At 71.3% G+C, this 16,934-nt stretch carries 16 protein-coding genes and 2 pseudogenes; 12 read left to right on the forward strand and 6 right to left on the reverse strand.

Going from position 1 to position 16,934, the window contains the following annotated elements; translation table 11 throughout:
• Positions 1 to 70: 70 nt before the first annotated feature.
• A pseudogene (locus AB0F91_RS24170) lies at positions 71 to 268 on the forward strand (TetR family transcriptional regulator); the annotation flags it as partial.
• Positions 269 to 431: 163 nt separating this feature from the next.
• Positions 432 to 722, forward strand: coding sequence for a hypothetical protein (locus AB0F91_RS24175; protein ID WP_360601079.1), 291 nt, complete (start codon positions 432 to 434; stop codon positions 720 to 722).
• Positions 723 to 879: 157 nt separating this feature from the next.
• Here AB0F91_RS24175 and AB0F91_RS24180 read toward each other — a convergent pair whose 3' ends face one another.
• Positions 880 to 1,029 carry a hypothetical protein gene (locus tag AB0F91_RS24180; protein WP_360600704.1) on the reverse strand — a complete coding sequence of 50 codons (150 nt, stop codon included), beginning with the start codon at positions 1,027 to 1,029 and terminating at the stop codon, positions 880 to 882.
• Positions 1,030 to 1,337: 308 nt separating this feature from the next.
• Between AB0F91_RS24180 and AB0F91_RS24185 the strand changes: the two are divergent.
• Positions 1,338 to 1,775 (forward strand): annotated as a pseudogene (locus AB0F91_RS24185) (cytochrome P450); the annotation flags it as partial.
• Between the two features lie 23 nt (positions 1,776 to 1,798).
• On the forward strand, positions 1,799 to 1,960 hold the full coding sequence (locus AB0F91_RS24190; protein WP_360600706.1) for a hypothetical protein: 162 nt from the start codon (positions 1,799 to 1,801) through the stop codon (positions 1,958 to 1,960).
• Between the two features lie 3 nt (positions 1,961 to 1,963).
• On the opposite strand, the gene AB0F91_RS24195 is transcribed toward AB0F91_RS24190, so the two are convergent.
• Complete coding sequence (locus AB0F91_RS24195; RefSeq protein ID WP_360600708.1) at positions 1,964 to 2,758, reverse strand: hypothetical protein; 795 nt, start codon at positions 2,756 to 2,758, stop codon at positions 1,964 to 1,966.
• Positions 2,759 to 2,863: 105 nt separating this feature from the next.
• The gene (locus AB0F91_RS24200; protein WP_285969862.1) at positions 2,864 to 3,157 is read right to left on the reverse strand and encodes a hypothetical protein; all 294 of its coding nucleotides are present in this window, start codon (positions 3,155 to 3,157) and stop codon (positions 2,864 to 2,866) included.
• A gap of 97 nt (positions 3,158 to 3,254) precedes the next feature.
• Here AB0F91_RS24200 and AB0F91_RS24205 point away from each other — a divergent pair, with 97 nt between their 5' ends.
• The 3 genes from AB0F91_RS24205 to AB0F91_RS24215 are packed head-to-tail and all read left to right on the forward strand — an operon-like array spanning position 3,255 to position 5,216.
• Positions 3,255 to 3,863 carry a pentapeptide repeat-containing protein gene (locus tag AB0F91_RS24205; RefSeq protein ID WP_360600710.1) on the forward strand — a complete coding sequence of 203 codons (609 nt, stop codon included), beginning with the start codon at positions 3,255 to 3,257 and terminating at the stop codon, positions 3,861 to 3,863.
• A 40-nt stretch (positions 3,864 to 3,903) separates the two neighbouring features.
• Positions 3,904 to 4,503: a sulfite oxidase-like oxidoreductase gene (locus tag AB0F91_RS24210; RefSeq protein WP_360600712.1), complete on the forward strand. Its 600-nt coding sequence runs from the start codon at positions 3,904 to 3,906 to the stop codon at positions 4,501 to 4,503.
• Entirely contained in the window at positions 4,473 to 5,216 is a 744-nt protein-coding gene (locus tag AB0F91_RS24215) for a ferredoxin reductase (RefSeq protein ID WP_360600714.1), read from the forward strand. The genes AB0F91_RS24210 and AB0F91_RS24215 overlap by 31 nt, the downstream gene beginning before the upstream one ends.
• A gap of 132 nt (positions 5,217 to 5,348) precedes the next feature.
• On the opposite strand, the gene AB0F91_RS24220 is transcribed toward AB0F91_RS24215, so the two are convergent.
• Entirely contained in the window at positions 5,349 to 7,907 is a 2,559-nt protein-coding gene (locus AB0F91_RS24220) for a helix-turn-helix transcriptional regulator (RefSeq protein WP_360600716.1), read from the reverse strand.
• A complete protein-coding gene (locus tag AB0F91_RS24225) occupies positions 7,904 to 9,037 on the reverse strand; it encodes a molecular chaperone DnaK (protein WP_360601057.1) in 1,134 nt (377 codons plus the stop codon). Before AB0F91_RS24225 ends, AB0F91_RS24220 begins: the two co-directional genes overlap by 4 nt.
• A 531-nt stretch (positions 9,038 to 9,568) precedes the next feature.
• Here AB0F91_RS24225 and AB0F91_RS24230 point away from each other — a divergent pair.
• The 5 genes from AB0F91_RS24230 (at position 9,569) to AB0F91_RS24250 (ending at position 15,870) form a co-directional block, all read left to right on the forward strand.
• On the forward strand, positions 9,569 to 10,615 hold the full coding sequence (locus AB0F91_RS24230) for an IniB N-terminal domain-containing protein (RefSeq protein WP_360600718.1): 1,047 nt from the start codon (positions 9,569 to 9,571) through the stop codon (positions 10,613 to 10,615).
• Between the two features lie 98 nt (positions 10,616 to 10,713).
• Positions 10,714 to 12,486, forward strand: a complete 1,773-nt coding sequence (locus AB0F91_RS24235; protein WP_360600720.1) for an isoniazid inducible protein IniA — start codon at positions 10,714 to 10,716, stop codon at positions 12,484 to 12,486.
• Positions 12,483 to 13,676 carry a GTPase gene (locus tag AB0F91_RS24240; RefSeq protein ID WP_360600722.1) on the forward strand — a complete coding sequence of 398 codons (1,194 nt, stop codon included), beginning with the start codon at positions 12,483 to 12,485 and terminating at the stop codon, positions 13,674 to 13,676. Before AB0F91_RS24235 ends, AB0F91_RS24240 begins: the two co-directional genes overlap by 4 nt.
• 95 nt (positions 13,677 to 13,771) lie before the next feature.
• The gene (locus tag AB0F91_RS24245; RefSeq protein ID WP_360601059.1) at positions 13,772 to 15,331 is read left to right on the forward strand and encodes a long-chain-fatty-acid--CoA ligase; all 1,560 of its coding nucleotides are present in this window, start codon (positions 13,772 to 13,774) and stop codon (positions 15,329 to 15,331) included.
• The gene (locus AB0F91_RS24250; RefSeq protein ID WP_360600724.1) at positions 15,331 to 15,870 is read left to right on the forward strand and encodes a TetR/AcrR family transcriptional regulator; all 540 of its coding nucleotides are present in this window, start codon (positions 15,331 to 15,333) and stop codon (positions 15,868 to 15,870) included. The genes AB0F91_RS24245 and AB0F91_RS24250 overlap by 1 nt, the downstream gene beginning before the upstream one ends.
• Here the strand turns inward: AB0F91_RS24250 and AB0F91_RS24255 are convergent.
• Positions 15,867 to 16,268, reverse strand: a complete 402-nt coding sequence (locus AB0F91_RS24255) for a pyridoxamine 5'-phosphate oxidase family protein (protein WP_360600726.1) — start codon at positions 16,266 to 16,268, stop codon at positions 15,867 to 15,869. The genes AB0F91_RS24250 and AB0F91_RS24255 overlap by 4 nt on opposite strands.
• Between the last annotated feature and the right edge of the window lie 666 nt (positions 16,269 to 16,934).

Here is a 16,934-nt window from a genome sequence, read left to right on the forward strand (position 1 = left end):
GAGTCGAGGTTGCTGCCCTCCTCGGGCTGGCGCGTGTGCTGCACCGGCCGGGCTCGGTATTTCGGACCGGATGGTTGGCAGACACGTGTCTTACCACCCCTCTCGTAAGAAGATCGTCTTACGAAAGGGGTGCGCGGTGGAGACGAGCTCGCGCCGGGAACAGGCCGAGGCGACTCGCGAGCTGCTCCTCCGTACGGCAGAACGGCTGTTCGCCGAACGCGGGCTCGCGCAGGTGTCCAACCGCCAGATCGTGGAGGCCGCCGGACAGGCCAACAACTCCGCGCTGTCCTACCACGTCGGCACGCGCGAAGACCTGATCCGCGCCATCACGCGTTCGCACGTCGAGCCGATCGCCGAGCGGGCGAAGGAACGCGTGGCACCTGGCGAGTCTCGGCAACCCCAGTTGGTGCGCCCGGTTCCTGGCGCAGGTCGTGACCGATCCGGCGCTGCTCCGGGTCGAGGGCGTCGAGCCGGTGCCGGCGGTCGAGTTCGTCGAGGGCACGGCCGCGGTGTGGGCGCACATGACGCCGTTGCCGGCCGCCGAATCCGCTCTGCGGAGCCAAACCGCCCGCGTCGCGGTGATCCACACGTGCGCCGAGCAGGAGCGGCTCGCCGCGGCCACCGGCGTGCCCGCTGACTGGGCGCTGGTCGGCGAGGCCCTGACCGACGCCCTCACCGGTTTGCTGACCGCCCCGCGTGTCCCCATCCGGAAGGATCGTTGATGACCGCCACGAAACCGCCCACGATGCGCCGCCCGGTCCCGCCGGAGATGCTGCGGCGCAGCAAGTACCCGTTCGACCCGCCCGCCGCGCTCGCGGAAAAGGCGCCGGTGTCGCGGATCGAGCTGGTCAACGGCGCACACGCCTGGGTGGTCAGCGGCTACGAGCAGGCCCGCGCGGTGCTGGCCGACACGAGGTTCAGCTCCGACGTGCGCAACCGCAGCGCAATGGATCTGCGCCCCGACGAGGTCGGCGAGGCGCGCTGCCCCGTGGACGTGGCCCAGCGCGAGGACGGCCGGTTCCTGTTCATGGACCCGCCCGAGCACACGCGGCTGCGCCGGCTGCTCACCGGCCAGTTCACCGTGCGGCGCATGCAGTTGCTGGAGGAGCGGATCCGTGAGATCTCGATCGAGCACCTCGACCGCGATGCGCGCGGCCGGGAACGAGGGCGACGTCGTGCCCGCGTTCGCGCTGCCGTTGCCCTCGCTGGTGATCTGCGAGCTGCTGGGCGTGGACTACGCGGACCGCGCGGAGTTCCAGGAACACACCGGGATCGCGCTCAACCTGACCAAGAGCGACGAGGAGCGGGCGAAGGCCTCGGAGCCGATCTACGCCTTCATGCGCAAGCTGGTGGCGCACAAGCGCGCGCACCCGGCCGACGACCTCGTGTCCGGCCTGATCCACGGCGACGCCGACCCGGCGCTGACCGAGCAGGAACTGGTCGACATCGCGACGGTGCTGCTCGGCGCGGGCCACGAGACGACGGCGAACATGCCGGCGCTGGGCACTCTCGCGCTGCTCGAACACCCGGACCAGCTGGCTCTGGTGCGCGAGGACCCGTCCGTGCTGGACAACGGAGTCGACGAGCTGCTGCGCTATCTGTCGATCATCCACATCGGACCGAACCGCGTCGCGACGCAGGACCTCGAGGTCGGCGGCGTCACGATCCCCGCGGGCGACACCGTGCTGATCTCGGTGCCGCAGGCCAACCGTGCGGCCGAACACTGGCCGGAGCCGGAAAGGCTGGACCTCAAGCGTCCGCGCACGCCGCACCTGGCGTTCGGCCACGGGGTGCACCAGTGCCTCGGGCAGCAGCTGGCGCGGGCCGAGCTGCGGTCGGGCTGGCGGAGCTGGTCACTCGCCTGCCGCAGCTGCGGCTGGCGATTCCCGCCGACGAAGTGCCGCTACGCACGGACATGCTCGTCTACGGTGTGCACTCGCTGCCGGTGGCGTGGTCTTGAGATTTACCGGAACCGGGGCAACGTCAGCGTGAGCGCGGCCGTCGTGAGCCAGGCCAGCAGTTCGGGCAGCGGGACGCGGGAGAGGCGCTCTGGCCATTCGTCGGCGACGGTGCTGAGCACGAGCTCATCGTCAGCCGGCCGCACGGCGGTCAGCCGCAGCCCCTTCGGCAGCTCAGCCAGCGGCAGCACGACGGGCCGGATCCGTTTCGGGGCGCGGAACTCCCGCTGTCCGATGTGGAGGGTCCTCGGGGTCAGCACCACGGCGTCGGCGTCGACGGCGGGGGTGAGCGTGAGCCGGCCCCAGCCGGGGTGCTTGGCCCAGCGCACCTGGAACCCGCTGTCGTGCGGGGTCGCGACGAGGTCCGGCCGGGTCTGCGCCACGCGTTCCCGCACGATGTTGCCGGCCACGGTGATGTCCAGCTCGACCTCACCGGGGACCACGGTGGGGGTGGGCAGGCTGCGCAGGCGGACGTCCTTGGCCAGCAGGACAACGCGGCGCAGTGGGATGGTGCTCGTCGCGGTCGTCGGCCACTCGACGTCCTCGGCCACCAGACGCACGTTGCCGAGGCGGCCGGTGGCCAGGCGCAGGGAATCGGCGGGGTAGTCGAGTTCTGTCAGGGTGAAGCGGGCTTCGCGGCCGTTGGCCTTCGCGGTGAGCCGGCGGCCGACCAGCTGTTCGGTGACCGTGCGCGCGAGGGCCGCCGGCGTCGCGGGCACGTTCGGCAGCAGGGAACGACCCGCCGCGGCGGCGAGGCCCGCGATTTCGGGCCAGCCCTCGAACCATCTGCCTTCGCTCACCCGGTCATCGTATGGGGCGCGGTAACCGGTCGCTTCCGGCTGTGGCGTTCACCGCGCTTTTCGCCGGTGTTGGCGTAAAACACGTTTGGCCGGGGAGAAAATGGGTCAGCGGGCGACGAGCCGCGCGATGATCCCGCTCACGACCAGCCAGAACACCGCGGCGAGGCCGTAGTTGAGGATGACCGCGAGGTCGGGGTTGCTCACGGGGAACAGGCCCGGGAAGAACAGCGCGAGCGGGTCGGCCAATGATCGGATGAAGATGAAGAAACCGTTCGCGGCATTGGCGCCGGCGAGGAGCATCACCAGGTAGAGCACCTCGATGAACGCGAACAACGCGCCGATTCCGGTGATCACTCGGGCTGCCGTGTTGGTTCTGGTGGAAGTTCGCCATCTGGACATGCCAGTTGATTCCCGCTTCTGGGTGGCGGTGAAACGCGCCACCGGCCGAATTGCGCCGGTTGGCCGATCACCGGCTCGCTGCGGCTAGCCTGGCCGCGTGCCCGACGCCGCTGAGCCTGCCGAGTTCGAGCTGACCTTCCGCCGCGAAGACTGGTACGCCGAGGCGTTCACCGGGCGGCGGTTCGAGCGGTGCGAGTTCCACGACGTCGACCTCACCGAGGCCGTCACGCGCGGTGTCTCGTTCGTCGACTGCGTGTTCGGCAACGTGCGCTTCAACGCCTCGAAGCACGTGGACACGGCGTTCACCGGCTGCGGTTTCACGCGCTGCAACCTGTTCGACGCGGAGTTCACCGGGTGCAAGCTCGTGGGGAGCCGGTTCACCGAGTGCTCGCTGCGGCCGATGAAAGTGGTCGGTGGCGACTGGTCGTTCGCGGGACTCGCGGGCGCGGACCTGCGCGGCGCGACGTTCCAGGGCGTGCGGATGCGCGAGGCCGACCTCACCCGCGCGGACTGCACGGGGGCGACGTTCGCCGACGTCGACCTGTCGGGTGCCGAGCTGCTGGAGGTGAAGTTCGGGGGCGCCGAGCTGCGGGGGAGTGACCTGTCGGCGCTCGACCCGGTGAACGCGGAGCTCGGTGGGGCGATCGTGTCGCCTGAACAAGCGATGGTGCTGGTGACGTCGCTCGGATTGCACGTTCGCGGGTAGGCTGCGCTGGGCGTTGGAGAGTCGGCGAAAGGAGTCCGCGATGGGTGTCATCACACCGGGGTTCACCGGTCGCGCCCGTGGGGGCAACCCGCGGTTGCCGCCCGGCCAATACCTCACGGAGGACTTCCCCGTGCTCTCGGCGGGCCCGACGCCGCGTGTCCACCTGGACAAGTGGGAGTTCGCGGTCACCACGGAGAAGCGCGAGAAGCGCTCGTGGTCGTTCCGCGAGCTGATCGCCCTGCCGAGCGAGAAGTTCACCGTGGACATCCACTGCGTCACGCAGTGGTCCAAACTCGACACTCGCTGGCGCGGCGTGCCCGTGGAGACGCTCATCGGCGACCTCGACACCGAGGCCGACTACGTGCTGGCGCACTCCTACGGCGGCTACACGACCAACCTGCCGTTGGCCGACCTGCTCAACGGGCAGGCGTGGATCGCGTACGAGTACAACGGCAAGCCGCTCACCCCGGAACACGGCGGCCCCGCGCGGCTGCTGGTGCCGCACCTGTACTTCTGGAAGTCGGCGAAGTGGGTGCGCGGCCTGGAACTGGCCACCAAGGACGAGCCGGGCTTCTGGGAGTCGTCCGGCTACCACGACTACGGAGACCCATGGCGCGAACAGCGGTATCAGGGCGACTAGCTTGGCGCGTCGCGCGTCTCGCGGAGATCCGCCAGGAGACAGCGACGGCCCGCACCCTCGTGCTCGACGTCCCCGACTGGCCCGGCCACCTCGCGGGCCAGCACGTCGACGTCCGCCTCACCGCCGCCGACGGCTACACCGCCCAGCGCAGCTACTCCCTCGCCGCGCCCTCCGACGGTGACCGCCTGGAGCTCACTGTGCAGCGCGTCCCCGGCGGCGAGGTCTCGGAACACCTCACGGGCCCCTACGCCGTGGGCGACCCCGTGGAGATCCGCGGCCCGATCGGCGGCTGGTTCGTCTGGCGCCCCACCGATCCGGCCCCCGTCCTGCTCGTCGCGGGCGGCTCCGGCGTCGTGCCGCTGATGGCGATGATCCGCGCCCGCCGCGCCGCCGGGAGCCGCGCGTTGTTCCGCCTGGTGTACTCCGTGCGAACCCCAGCAGACCTCTACTACGCCGCCGAGCTGCGCAAACCGTACGCCGGTCTGGACGTCACGTACGTCTACACCCGCGAACTCCCCGACGGCGCGGCCGGGATTCCGCGCCGCCTCAGCGTCGCCACCCTCAACACGGCCAGCTGGCCGAAGGACTTCGGGCCCACCTCGTATGTCTGCGGGCCCACTGGCTTCGTCGAAACGGTGGCCGACGCGCTGCTGGCGCTGGGCCACTCGCCGCACTCGATCCGGACGGAACGCTTCGGCCCCAGCCGCGACTGACATCCAGGCCGGTCACTCCACCCCCATGCGGCGTTGGTTGCGTTCAACGCACCGAACGCCACATTGGGTGCGCTGGACGCACTGAACGCCACATTGGGTGCGCTGGACGCACTGAACGCCACATTGGGGGAGTCAGGACAGGTCGGGTTTGGCGAGCAGCTCCCGCAGCGTCGCGAGCAGCTCGCGCCGGTCCGCCGCGCCCAGCTTGGCCCGGATCCGTGCCATGTGGTGTTCGACGGTCTTGCCGGAGATGAAGAGCTTGCTGCCGGCCTGTTTGTAGGTGAGGCCGTCGACGACGAGGCGGGCGACCTCGAGCTCGCGTTCGCTCAGGGTGCTGAGGCCCGGGGCGGCGCCGGGTTCCGGGGTGGCGGATTCGCTGCGGCCGGTGCCGGCCTGGAACTGGCGGGCGGCTTCGAGGAGCTGGACCATGGCTTTGCGGTCGGACGTGCGGATGGCGGCCTGGCCGGCCAACCGTGCGGCGTCCCAGCAGAGGTCGAGTTCGTGGAGTTCCGCGGCGGCCGCGGCGACCTCGTCGTGGTCGAACGCGCCGCCGAGGACCGCGAGCCAGCACGTGGCGGCGCGAGCCAGCGCCGCGGGGTAACGGCCGTGGCCGGCGAAGCTCGCCAGGGCGGACAGCTGGTGGGACGCGGTGTCCAGGTCTTCCACGGTGATGGCGGCGTGCAGCTCGTGCCAGCACAAGGACACAGTCCACAATGGAGGGTTGCCGAGCTCGCCGAGCATGGCGTGGGCGTGGCGCAGCTGGCGCGTGAGCTTCGCGTGCGCGCCGGTGCGGGCGGCGGCGATGGCCAGCTCGCCCAGCGGCAGCAGGGTGAACAGGTCGGTCTGCTGCCGCATCGACGCCTGGTACGCGCGGTCCCACGACTGCTGCAGCCCCACCAAATCGCTCGCGCGCCGGGCGAGGCCGAGTTCGAGCGTCGCGAAGAACAGCTCGTCGCGGGCTTCGAGTCGGCTGCCCGCCACGGCGTCGCGGTGTTCGGCGGCGGCCGTGAGGTGCCCGCTGGTCATCGCGACCCAGCCGAGCAACAGCCGGTGCCGCGCGGTGAGCAGGTCGCCGCCGACGCCGCCGGTCAGTGCACGTTCCAGCACCGATTCGGCCAGCCCGAGCTCACCCGAGTGCAGGCCGACGAGCGCGGCCAGCGCGGCCGGGCTGTCCGGCAGCGGCGCGCCCGTCGCGGCCGGCTCGAGCATCGCGGCCGCCCCGACGAGCGCCGAGAGCGTGTCCGCGCCCTGTCCGCTCACCGAGTCGACGACGCCACTGGCCGTCCGCGCCGCGGCGCCGGCGAACAGCGTCGGCGCCACCCCGGGCACGGGTGCGTCCACGAGGCTCCGCGCCGCGTCCAGCTGCCCGGACCCGACGAGCGCGATCGCGGCGAACGCGTTCGCGGCCCCGCGCCCGGCCCAGCGGTACGCCTCCGGTCCGCGGGCGTTGTTCCACGAAGGTGTCCGAACCTCGCCGGGCACGGGCGCGTTGTGTCCGGGTGTCGGCCGGGGCCCGCCCCACACCGACGCGGTCAGATCCGGCCCGGCGTCACCGTCGCCAGGCGCACATGCGTCGGCCGCCGCGGCCCACCGGTAGAGCTCCGCACTCCGCGCCAGCTCACCTCGATGCGCCAGCACCGTCGCGGCGATCTCCGCCCCGGCGGCCCGCGCCTCGGGGTCGTCGCCGCTCAACATCCCGTCACCCAGCCGCAGCGCCGTGTCGAGATCACCCGACAAGGCGGCCGCCCGAGCCCACCCCGTCGTCACGGCCGTGTCGCGCGCTCCCGCTTCGGCGGCGGCTTCGAACAGCCGCGCCGCCAGCTTCGCGTCCCCGGGCAGTGCCTCACCGGCAGCCGCGGCAAACGCAGCCGCCGCACTCGCGCCCGAACTTCCGGTGTCCAGCAACGACTTCGCCAGCTCCAGCACGGGTAACCCGCCCCGCAGCTGGATCTCGACGAGCTGCTGCAACACTGTCAGCCGACGCGCCGGCGGACCGTACGTCCGCACGGCCTCCGCGGCAACCGGCAGCAACTCGTCGTTCGCGTCGAGCAGCCCTGTCGCCCGGGCACCGTCGACAACCTCGGGCAACCGGTCCGGCGCCAGCTCCAGCAAGGCGCACAGCAGATCCAGGTTGCGGCCGGCCCCGGCCTCCGCGGCGATCAGGTACCGCAGCACGTTGTCGTCGAGCTCTGCCAGCTCGGCCCGGAACTCGCCGAGCTGTCCGGTCACCGCCCGCTCCACCAGCCGCGGTACCCCGCCGGTCCGGGAGTGCAACGCGGCCGCGGCCGGCCCGTCGACGAGCCGGCCCGTGAGCTGTCGCGCGAGCGCGCCGACCTCCTCGGCGTCCAGCGGCGGCAGCGACACCTGCCGGGCGAAGGGTTCCGCCAGCGCACGCAACGCTTCCGAGCGTGGGTTCGGCCGGTGCGCCAGCACGACCGGTCCCGCCAGCGCCGTCAGTCTCATCACGTCGTCCTCGCCGAGCTGGTCGGCGTCGTCGACAAGCGTCGCGTCGACGCCGGCCTCGTGGCAGCCCGACTCGAGCGCGCCGAGCAGCGTGGTCTTGCCGTAGCCACCGGGCGCGACGACCACGAGCCGCACGGGCATCGAGGTGGCAGCCGTCAGCTCGGCGAGGAGCAGGCGCGCAACGGGGTGGACGGCGTCGGTGCCGGTTTTCGCCAGCAGTGCGTTCAACAGTGACCTTCACCGGTGGGGGCCGCGCCCGGGCGGGCGCATGACGTGAGGGACGCGGGGTGGGCCGGGGCGGTTCCCTTGTCCGCCGTGGCTTCGTGGGACGAGAGGGCGGCGATCAGGACCGAGGACCCGATCGCGAGCACCGCCGCCGCGGCAGCGAGCGGACGCCACCGGCGGAGCAGTTTCGCGGCGCCTTCGGGCTCGGGGAGCTCGAAGGGCGTGATGTCCACCGGCGGCGGGGAGGGCCGCTCGGTGAGCTCGGGCCCCGAGCCGACCTTGGGGATCAGGGTCGTCTCGGCGACGGGCTGCTCCCGTCGGGCGGGCGGGCTCATCCGTTGAGCGGCGAGGTTACTGGCTCCGAACGCGGCGGTGAGCGGGGGCTGGGGTGAAGCGAACACGGGGCACGGCAACCGGCCCGGCAGCGCGCCCGGGCCGGGTTCGCCGGAGAACACAATGCCCGCCAGCGCCTCGGGCAGCACCGAAATCCCGTGGGCGAGCGCGAAAGCAGTGCTCACGGCCGCCGCCGGCGCCACGCCCTCGGTGCTCGTGCGCGCCACCCAGCCGCCTGCGCCGGACGCCGTGGCGAGCGTGACGGTGACGCCGTCGGGCCCGAACTCGCACACCGCGGCCGTCCGGTCGCCGGGTCCGGGATCGGGCAGGTGGGCGTAAAGGGCGCCGATCGAACTGGGCACCACGGTCACGGCGGCGAAGCCGGATTCCCCCAGCGCTCGTTGCAGAAGGTCACGCCGGTAGTCACCCCAATCACCGGGGTGGGTGACGACGAGGTGGCGGGGTGCTCCTCCCAGTTGAGCGCCCGCGTGCTCCGCGATGCCCTCGACGAGGACTGCGGTGAGTGACTCCGGCGAGAACCGCTCGCCCCCGACGAACACGGGGACGTCGTCGCCGATGCGGCGGTGGAACCCCGTCAGCAACCGAGACGGAACGCTCGTTCCGGCGCGCGCCGCGGCGTCGCCGGTGAGCAGGTAACCCTCATCGTCCAGGAACAACGCGGTGGCAGTGGCCGGCGAGCTCTCGCCGAGCCACAGCGGTTCGGGGGCGCCCCAGCCGTCGGCAAGCTTCCGGCGGGTGGCGGCGTGGGTTCGGGTGTGGGAGACATCGATGCCGAGCACATAGGGCAACGCCGCTTCCTCCCTTCGTCGCACTGGGACGGGCCAAGGAGAGCAGTCCGCCCCCTAGGGGTCCGCCATCCTCACCCGTTCGGGTCATCCGGGCAAGCGCGGGTGGGATTTACCCAACCGAGCCGCCGAACGGATGAGCCCGTAACTCCCTAACGATCTCATATCGACCCCCTAACGGCTGAGCGAGCTGCGACTGTTAGTGAACGCCGATGTGAACGGGGGTGTGGGGCCGGTTTCGACGGCGTTCCCCGAAGGGGCACGCTCCCGAACCCCGGGGGCCCCGAGCAGCCTCACGCGTTCGGGTCATCAGTACCAGGCGAATGTCGGTTTTAACCCCACTGACGGGTCGATGAGCCACCGCTGCTCCCTAACGAGGAGCCGTCAACCCCCTAACGGCTCAACGCGTGACAACTGGGAGTGAACCCCGATGTGGGCCGGGAGCTCCGTCTCTACCTTCATCGGCAACCTGGCCGGGGACGGCCGGGCCAATCCCCCGTAATCAACACCTCTGGAGATCCCCACATGGACCCGGTGCAGACCCTGCACGACTTCACGCTCAACCTGCTCAGCGACCCGATGTCGCTGGCCGCCTTCGCGCAGGACCCGCAGGCCGCCCTCCAGGCCGCCGGTCTCGGCGACGTCAGCGCCACCGACGTGCAGGAGGTCATGCCGCTGGTGCTTGACTACATCCCGGTCGACGACCTGGGCTCGCTCGGCAACCTCCCGCAGGCGGGCGACCTCACCGGCGTCCTCGCCGACGGTCCCCAGGGCGCCATCGAGCAGCTGCAGGCGCTGACCGCGTCGCTGGGCCTCCCGGGCGTCGACGGCCTCTCGGCCCCGGCCCTGCCGGCCGTTCCGGGCCTGCCGGCACTGCCGGCCGTGGGTGAGCTGCCCGCCGTGGGCGAGCTCCCGGCCGTGGGCGAGCTGCCCGCCGTCGGCGCGCTGTCCGGCGTGACCGACCTGCAGAACACCGCCGCGGGCGTCACCGCCCTCGCGCAGGACCCGACGAGTGCCTTCGGTCTGGTCAACGACCTCTCCGGCGGCCTCGACGCCGGCGCGGTCAGTGGCGCCGTCGCGCAGGCCCAGGATGTCGCCGGCCAGGCCACCGGTGCGGTCGACGGCTCCGCGCCGCTGCACGTGAGCGACCTGCCGGTCGCCGGTGGCGCCATGGCCCCCGTGGGTGGCCTGACGAGCAACCTCGCCCAGGCTGCCGGCGGCGTCGAAGGTCACGTCGGCGACCTCGCGGGCTCCGTCACCGACCAGGTCGGCAACCTCACCAGCGGCCTCGGCGCCGTCGGCCTGGACCACGCCGTGAGCGGCGTGACCCACGAGGTCCAGGGCCTCACGCACTCGGTCGTCCCGGACCTGGGCGGCGAGCGCGCCGACACCCACACCGGCACCGACACCCACACCGGCACCGACGCGCACACGGGCACCGACGCCGGCCTCGGCGCGGTGCACGACACCGTTTCGACCGTCACGGACCTGGGCCAGCACACGCTGGGCCTCGACCTCCAGGCCGGCGCGGAGACCAGCCACGGCGGCGCCGGGCTCGACCTGCACCTGTGATTCACCGGCTTTGACGGAGTGGCTCCGCGGTCTGGGTGCGACCGCGGAGCCACCACCCGGTTCGCTCACTCCTCGTGCACGGGGGACACTCCTTCGACGTGACCGCTCCCGCTTGGCTCGAAGTGCTCGACGAGACCTTGGACGCCTGCCGGTCCCACGGCCGCGAAGACCTGGTGCAACGCTTGCGCCGGCGCCGCGACCGGCCACCGGGCGTCACCCGCATCGCCGTGCTGGGCTTTCCCAAGCAGGGCAAGGGCTACCTGGTCAACGCCGTGCTCAACGCCCCCGTCTGCAGCGTCGGTGACGCCGCGACTCCTGCCGTCCCGGTGGAGATCGGCTTCTCCGCCCAGCCCACGGCCACGCTCGTGGGCCGCGCCGACGAGCGCGTGCCCGTGCCGGTCGAACGGCTCACCGGCGAGCTCGGCGCGCGCCCCCCGGGCTCCCTGCGCCGCGTGGAGGTCGGCGTGCCGCGCGAACTGCTTTCGGCGGGCCTCGTGCTCGTCGACACCCCCGCGATCGGCGACCCGCGCTCGCCACGCACCGCCGCCGCCCTCGACGTGCTGGCCGACGCCGACGCCGTCGTGCTCGTCTCCGACGCCACCACCCCGCTCGGCGAGGCGGAGGTCGCGCTCGCCCACCACGTCCGCACGTGGTGCCCTCACGTCGTGGTCGCGCTGACGAAGATCGACGTCTGCCCCAGCTGGCGCGCTGTCGCCGAACGCGATCGCACGTTGCTCTCGAACGCCGGCATCGACTCGCCCGTGCTGCCGGTGTCGGCCACCGTGCGCATGGCCGCGGCGAAGGCGGAGGACCAGGACCTCAACTCGCGCTCCGGCTTCCCCCCGCTGCTCGCATGGATCTCCGAGCAGGCCGCGCGGCCACCGGAGCACACGAGCGCCGTGCTGGCCGCCCTGAGCGTGCGTGCCGCGACCGCTGAGCTCGTGGAGACGCTGCGGGCCCGCGCAGAGCTCGCCGGGCAGGACGCGGGCGTGGACCAGACGACCCTGCTGCACCGCGCGCAGCGCAAGGCCGACGAGCTGCGCAAGCGCAACACCCGCTGGCAGAACCTGCTCGCCGACGAGATCGCCGACCTGCAGTCCGACGCCGAGTACGACCTGCGGGAGCGCACGCGCAAGATCGTCGAAACCATCGACGAGACGTTCGACAAGGGCGATCCGGTGAAGGTGTGGGACCAGTTCGGGCCGTGGCTCGACAAGACGCTCGCCCAGGCCGTGGAGACGAACTACAACTTCACCGCCGACCGCGCGGAGTGGATCGCGCAGTCCGTCGCCGCGGCGTTCGGGGCGCAGTACGACCTGCACGACCTGCGGCTCGGGGACTCGGGCGCCGAACTGATCGCCGACGTCCGTCAGCCGCGCATCGAGGGGTTCAAGATCGGGCAGAAGCTGTTCACGGGTCTGCGTGGTTCCTACGGTGGTGTGCTGATGTTCGGCCTCGTCACGAGCCTCGCGGGGCTGCCGCTGATCAACCCCGTCTCGCTCGGCGCGGGCGCCGCGTTCGCGGCGAAGACGATCAGCGACGAGGGCGGCATGCGGCTGCAGCGCCGCCAGGCCGTGGCGAAGATGACCGCGCAGCGCCACGTCGACGACGTCTTCCTGCGGTTCTCCAAGGAATGCCGGGACGCGATCCGCGGCGTGCAACGGAAGCTGCGGGACCACTTCACGGCGCTGGCCGAGGAACTGGCCGACCAGCTCGCGCGCGAACGCGAGACGATCATCGCCGGCTCGGCCGAGCGGGAACGGCGGATGGTGAAGCTGCGCCGCGAGATCGAACGCCTGGCCGGTCTGCACCAGCGCGCCGGCGAGCTGGGTGTGCTCGCAGGCCGCGCGCCGAGGGAGCTGCCGGCGTGACCGAGGACGTCCGCGGCCTGCTGGCCGAAGCTTGCGCGCTCTACCGCGACAGCCCGCGTGCGGCCGCGTCGCTGCACGAAGCGCTCAACCACCTAGACGAACCGCTGCGGGTCGGCATCACCGGCGCGGCGGGCACGGGCAAGTCGACGCTCGCGGCGGCGCTCGGCGAGACCCGGTCGTTGCGGGACCTGGCGCTCGTCGACGACCCGGCCGCCTCGGTGCTGATCGACGCGACCGTGCGGCTGCTGCGCCACCTCGAGCCCGACGAGCTGGCCAGCGCGCACCCGGCGGCGCGCTCGGCTTTCGCGCGGCAGACGGCCGTGGACACGGTTCTGGTGCTCGCCCGCGCCGACGAGACCGGCGCGGGCCGCATCGACGCGCTGCTCACGGCGAAGCAGCTGGCCAGGCGGGCGTGGCGCGAGGACCCGTTGTGCAGCGGGGCGCAGGGCGTGATCGCCGTCGCCGCGCAGCTCGCGTACGGCGCCCGGGCGTTCACCGACGACGAGTTCGAGCTGCTGGCCGCGTTCGCCGCCGTGCCGCGCGAGGAGCTGGAGCGCTACCTGCTGTCGGTGGACGCGTTCACCGACCCCGCGTTCCCGGGTCCGGTTTCCGTGGACACACGGCGTTCGCTGGTTTCGCGGTTCGGGTTGTTCGGGGTGAAGCTGGCGCTGACGTTGATCCGCACGGGCAGCGACAGCCGCGTGAAGCTGTCCACGGAGCTCGTGCGGCGCAGCGGCCTGGGGGAGCTGCGGGACACCGTCGCGGGGTGCTTCGCGGCGCGCGCTGAGGCGCTGAAGGCGCGTACGGCGGTGGTGCGGCTGGAAACCGTGCTGCAGAACGAACCGCGGCCGGGAAGTGACCGGCTGGAGGCCCGCGTGGAGCGCTTCGCGGCCACTGCCCACGACTTCACGGAGCTGCGCCTGATCGCCGACATCCGCGGCGGGCGGACCGCGCTGTCCGGCGAGCCCGCGGACGAGGCCGTGCGGCTGCTGGGGGCGCAGGGGACGACGCCGGAGGAACGCCTGGGCCTCGATTTCGAGACGGACCCGCAGGAGGTCTACGCCGCCGGTGCCGACGCCGTGCTGCGGTGGCGGCACGAGGCCGAGCGGCAGGATCGCCCGCCGGCCGAGCGCGCGGCCGCGCACGTGGTGGTGCGCAGCGCCGAAGGGGTGCTGGCGCTCTTCGCCTGAGCGGGTTTCCCCTGGCCGGGGTGTTGACGGCTGGGGTTTCGGCGTCGCACCATAGAGCACTCTATGGCGCTGGTGCCTGCGAAGGGAGCGGCAGCATGGCTGTCGACGAACGTCCCGACTTCCGTCTGCTGGGTGACGTCCTCGAACACTGGGCGCGCGAGCGGGGCGACGAGCCGGCGGTGACCTTCGGCGGCGTCACGCGGACCTGGGCTCAGTTCGACGAGCGCGTGCGGCGGCTGTCCGCGGCGCTGGCGGCCGAGGGCGTCGGGCGGGGCGACCGGGTGGCGTTCGTGGACAAGAACCACCCGGCGTGCCTTGAGGTCTCCTTCGCGGTGGCGGCGCTGGGCGCGGCCAACGCGATCGTGAACTGGCGGCTGTCGCCGGACGAGCTGGCTTACATTCTCGCCGATTCCGGTGCGGAGATCGTGTTCGTCGGGGCGGAGCTGGTGCCGGTGCTGGAGCAGATCCGGGATCGGCTTCCCGCGCTGCTGCGGTTCGTTGTCGTGGGCGGCGATGCGGACGCCTTCGAGCCTCTTGTCGCCGCGGGTGATCCGTCCTCTGTGGACTTTCCCGCGGTGGCCGAGGACGATGGTGTGCTCGTGATGTACACGAGCGGCACCACGGGTTTCCCGAAGGGGGCTGTGCTGACTCACCGCAGCGTGCTGGCGCACGGCACGGCGGTGGGCACGGCCTTCCCGATGGCCGAGGGCGACAAGAACCTGGTGGCGATGCCGCTGTTCCACGTCGGCGGAACCTGTTACGCCATCCTGGGTTTCCTCACCGGCCTGCCGACGATCATGACCCGCGAACCGGATGCCCCGTCGCTGTTCGGCGCCCTGGCCGCGGGGGCGACGCATGCGTTCCTCGTGCCGGCGGTGGTCGGCGCGATCGTGCAGGCGGGGCAACAGGCGATCGCTGGGTTTTCCCGGCTGAAGTACCTGGGCTACGGCGCTTCTCCGATGCCACTCCCGCTGTTGCGCACGGCGCTGGCCGCGTGGCCGGACATGGAGTTCGTGCAGGTGTACGGCATGACGGAGCTCTCCGGCGCCGTGACCACCCTCGACGGCACCGCGCACCGCGATGCTTCTCGCCCGGAGCGTCTGGCGTCGGCCGGCACCCCCGTGCCCGGCGTCGAGGTGCGGATCGTCGACCCGGCGACCTTGGCGGATGTCGAGTCCGGCGAGGTGTGGATCCGCACGGACCAGCGGATGTCGGGCTACCTGGGCAACGCCGAGGCTTCGGCCGAGACGGTCGTCGACGGCTGGGTGCGCACGGGCGACATCGGCCGCGTCGACGACGGCGGGTTTGTGTTCCTCGAAGACCGCGTGAAGGACATGATCATCACCGGCGGCGAGAACGTCTATTCGCCCGAGGTGGAGCGCGTGGTGGCCGAGTTCCCCGGCGTCGCGGAGGTCGCCGTGATCGGCGTGCCGGACGAGCGGTGGGGCGAGCAGGTGAAGGCCGTGATCGCGCCGGTCCCGGGCGAGATGGTCGATGTGGACAAGCTGCTCGAGTTCTGCCGGGAGCGCTTGGCGCACTTCAAGTGCCCGGGCAGCGTCGACGTTGTCGAAGCCTTGCCGCGCAACGCGACGGGGAAGATCCTGAAGCGTTCTCTGCGGGAGCCTTATTGGCAGGATCGGGACCGCAACGTCTGATGGCCGCGGTGACCCGGGAACAGTACTTCGAGGCGGCGCTCGGCATGCTGGCCGGCGATGGTTTCGCCGGCTTGAACGTCGGCCGCTTGTGCCGCGATCTGGGTGTGACCAGCGGGTCTTTTTATCACCACTTCGGCGGGTGGTCCGCGTTCGTCGAGGAGCTATTGGCCTTTTGGGAGAACCGCCAGGTCCTGATCCTGGCTTCGGGCTCTTTCGGCCAGGCCGGCCCCGCTGCTGATTTCGCGGCGCTGATGGAGCTGACGCTCGGCCTGCACCACAAGGCCGAGGCCGCGATCCGTGCCTGGGCGGCCAATGACGAGGCCGTGCGGGCGGCGCAGAAGCGGGTGGACGACGCACGGCTGAGGACAGTGGGGCGCGCGGTCAAGGGTTTGGTGGGCGACGCCGACCTCGCTCGCACCCTCACCGCTCTCGGCCTGGCGATGCTCGTGGGGCACCAGCAGTTGGCCGCGGCCGGTGAGGACACGAATCTCGCCGCCTTGATCGCGGAGTACACCTGGCTGGTGCAGGCCCGCGCCTAAGCGTTGCCGATGACCTTCTTGATCCGGATCTCCAACACGACCCGCTTGGGGTTCGGCTTCGGCTGACGGTACCGGGCGGCGTACCGGTTCTCGGCGTCCTTGACGGATTCCGGGTCGTCGCGCAGGACCATGCGGCCTTCCAGAGTGGACCACACGGGCCCTTCGAGCTGGCAGACCGCCGCCGCTACGCCACCGTCGCCCGCGGCTTTGGCGAGCCGCGCTTTGTGGGAGTCGGAGAACGTGATCACCCTTGCTATGCCGGCCTCGAAGTCGACCGTGACCCCCACCGCCACGACGTGCGGCGTGCCGTCGGGCCGAACCGTCGTGAGGGACGCGAGCCTCCGCTCGGTCCAGAAAGCCCGGAACTCGTCGCCGCGCGTGCTGAGGTCGATCTCCATGCGGGCCACGCTAGCTGGCGAGGCGGGCACGCCCAGGGTGGGGGAGGTAGTCCACGCGACCACCCTGTCCTTCGGCTCGAACACCGCAACGCGAAAGGTGATCACCTTGGTAACGATGGAGACGTCCACCGGCCTCAAACGTGGAGACCCACCGCGAACACCATCGCCGCTGCCATGGAGTCCCTTCCGCGCGGCGGCCACTTGATTCTTGACGGGGGCGTCGAGAATACGTACTGGCAAGTTTGGTATCGGCATACGGGACGTATCAGCTCGAATACCGCGACGGTGCTCCTTCTCGCCATTATCAGACGCTGACTGTTTCTCGCGACAAGATCACTGCTGCGGGTAGCGGATGGCTTGCTGGTGACGAGTCCTGGAGGTCGGTGTTCGCTTGGAAGAATATTGGTGACTGGTTCGAGGGTGGGGCCGAAGGCTGAGCGTGGCTGTTGCGTTTACCCGACCATCTGGTTGGTTGTGCGGATGTCGTTGCACTGCCATCACTCTGTAGAACTGCAACGAAAACTCCTTCAACATCCTTTCCCCCGGCGGCCCCCGATTCTTTACCTTCTCTGCGGTGGTGGGGGGGGGGTTCATTGTATTGAATAGTCGAGGATCACAAAAAACACCCCCCGAAAAGAATAAAAAACTGGGGGTTGGTTTTTTATT

Origin of the sequence: Amycolatopsis sp. NPDC023774, from assembly GCF_040639695.1 — a bacterium.
Classification (GTDB): domain Bacteria; phylum Actinomycetota; class Actinomycetes; order Mycobacteriales; family Pseudonocardiaceae; genus Amycolatopsis.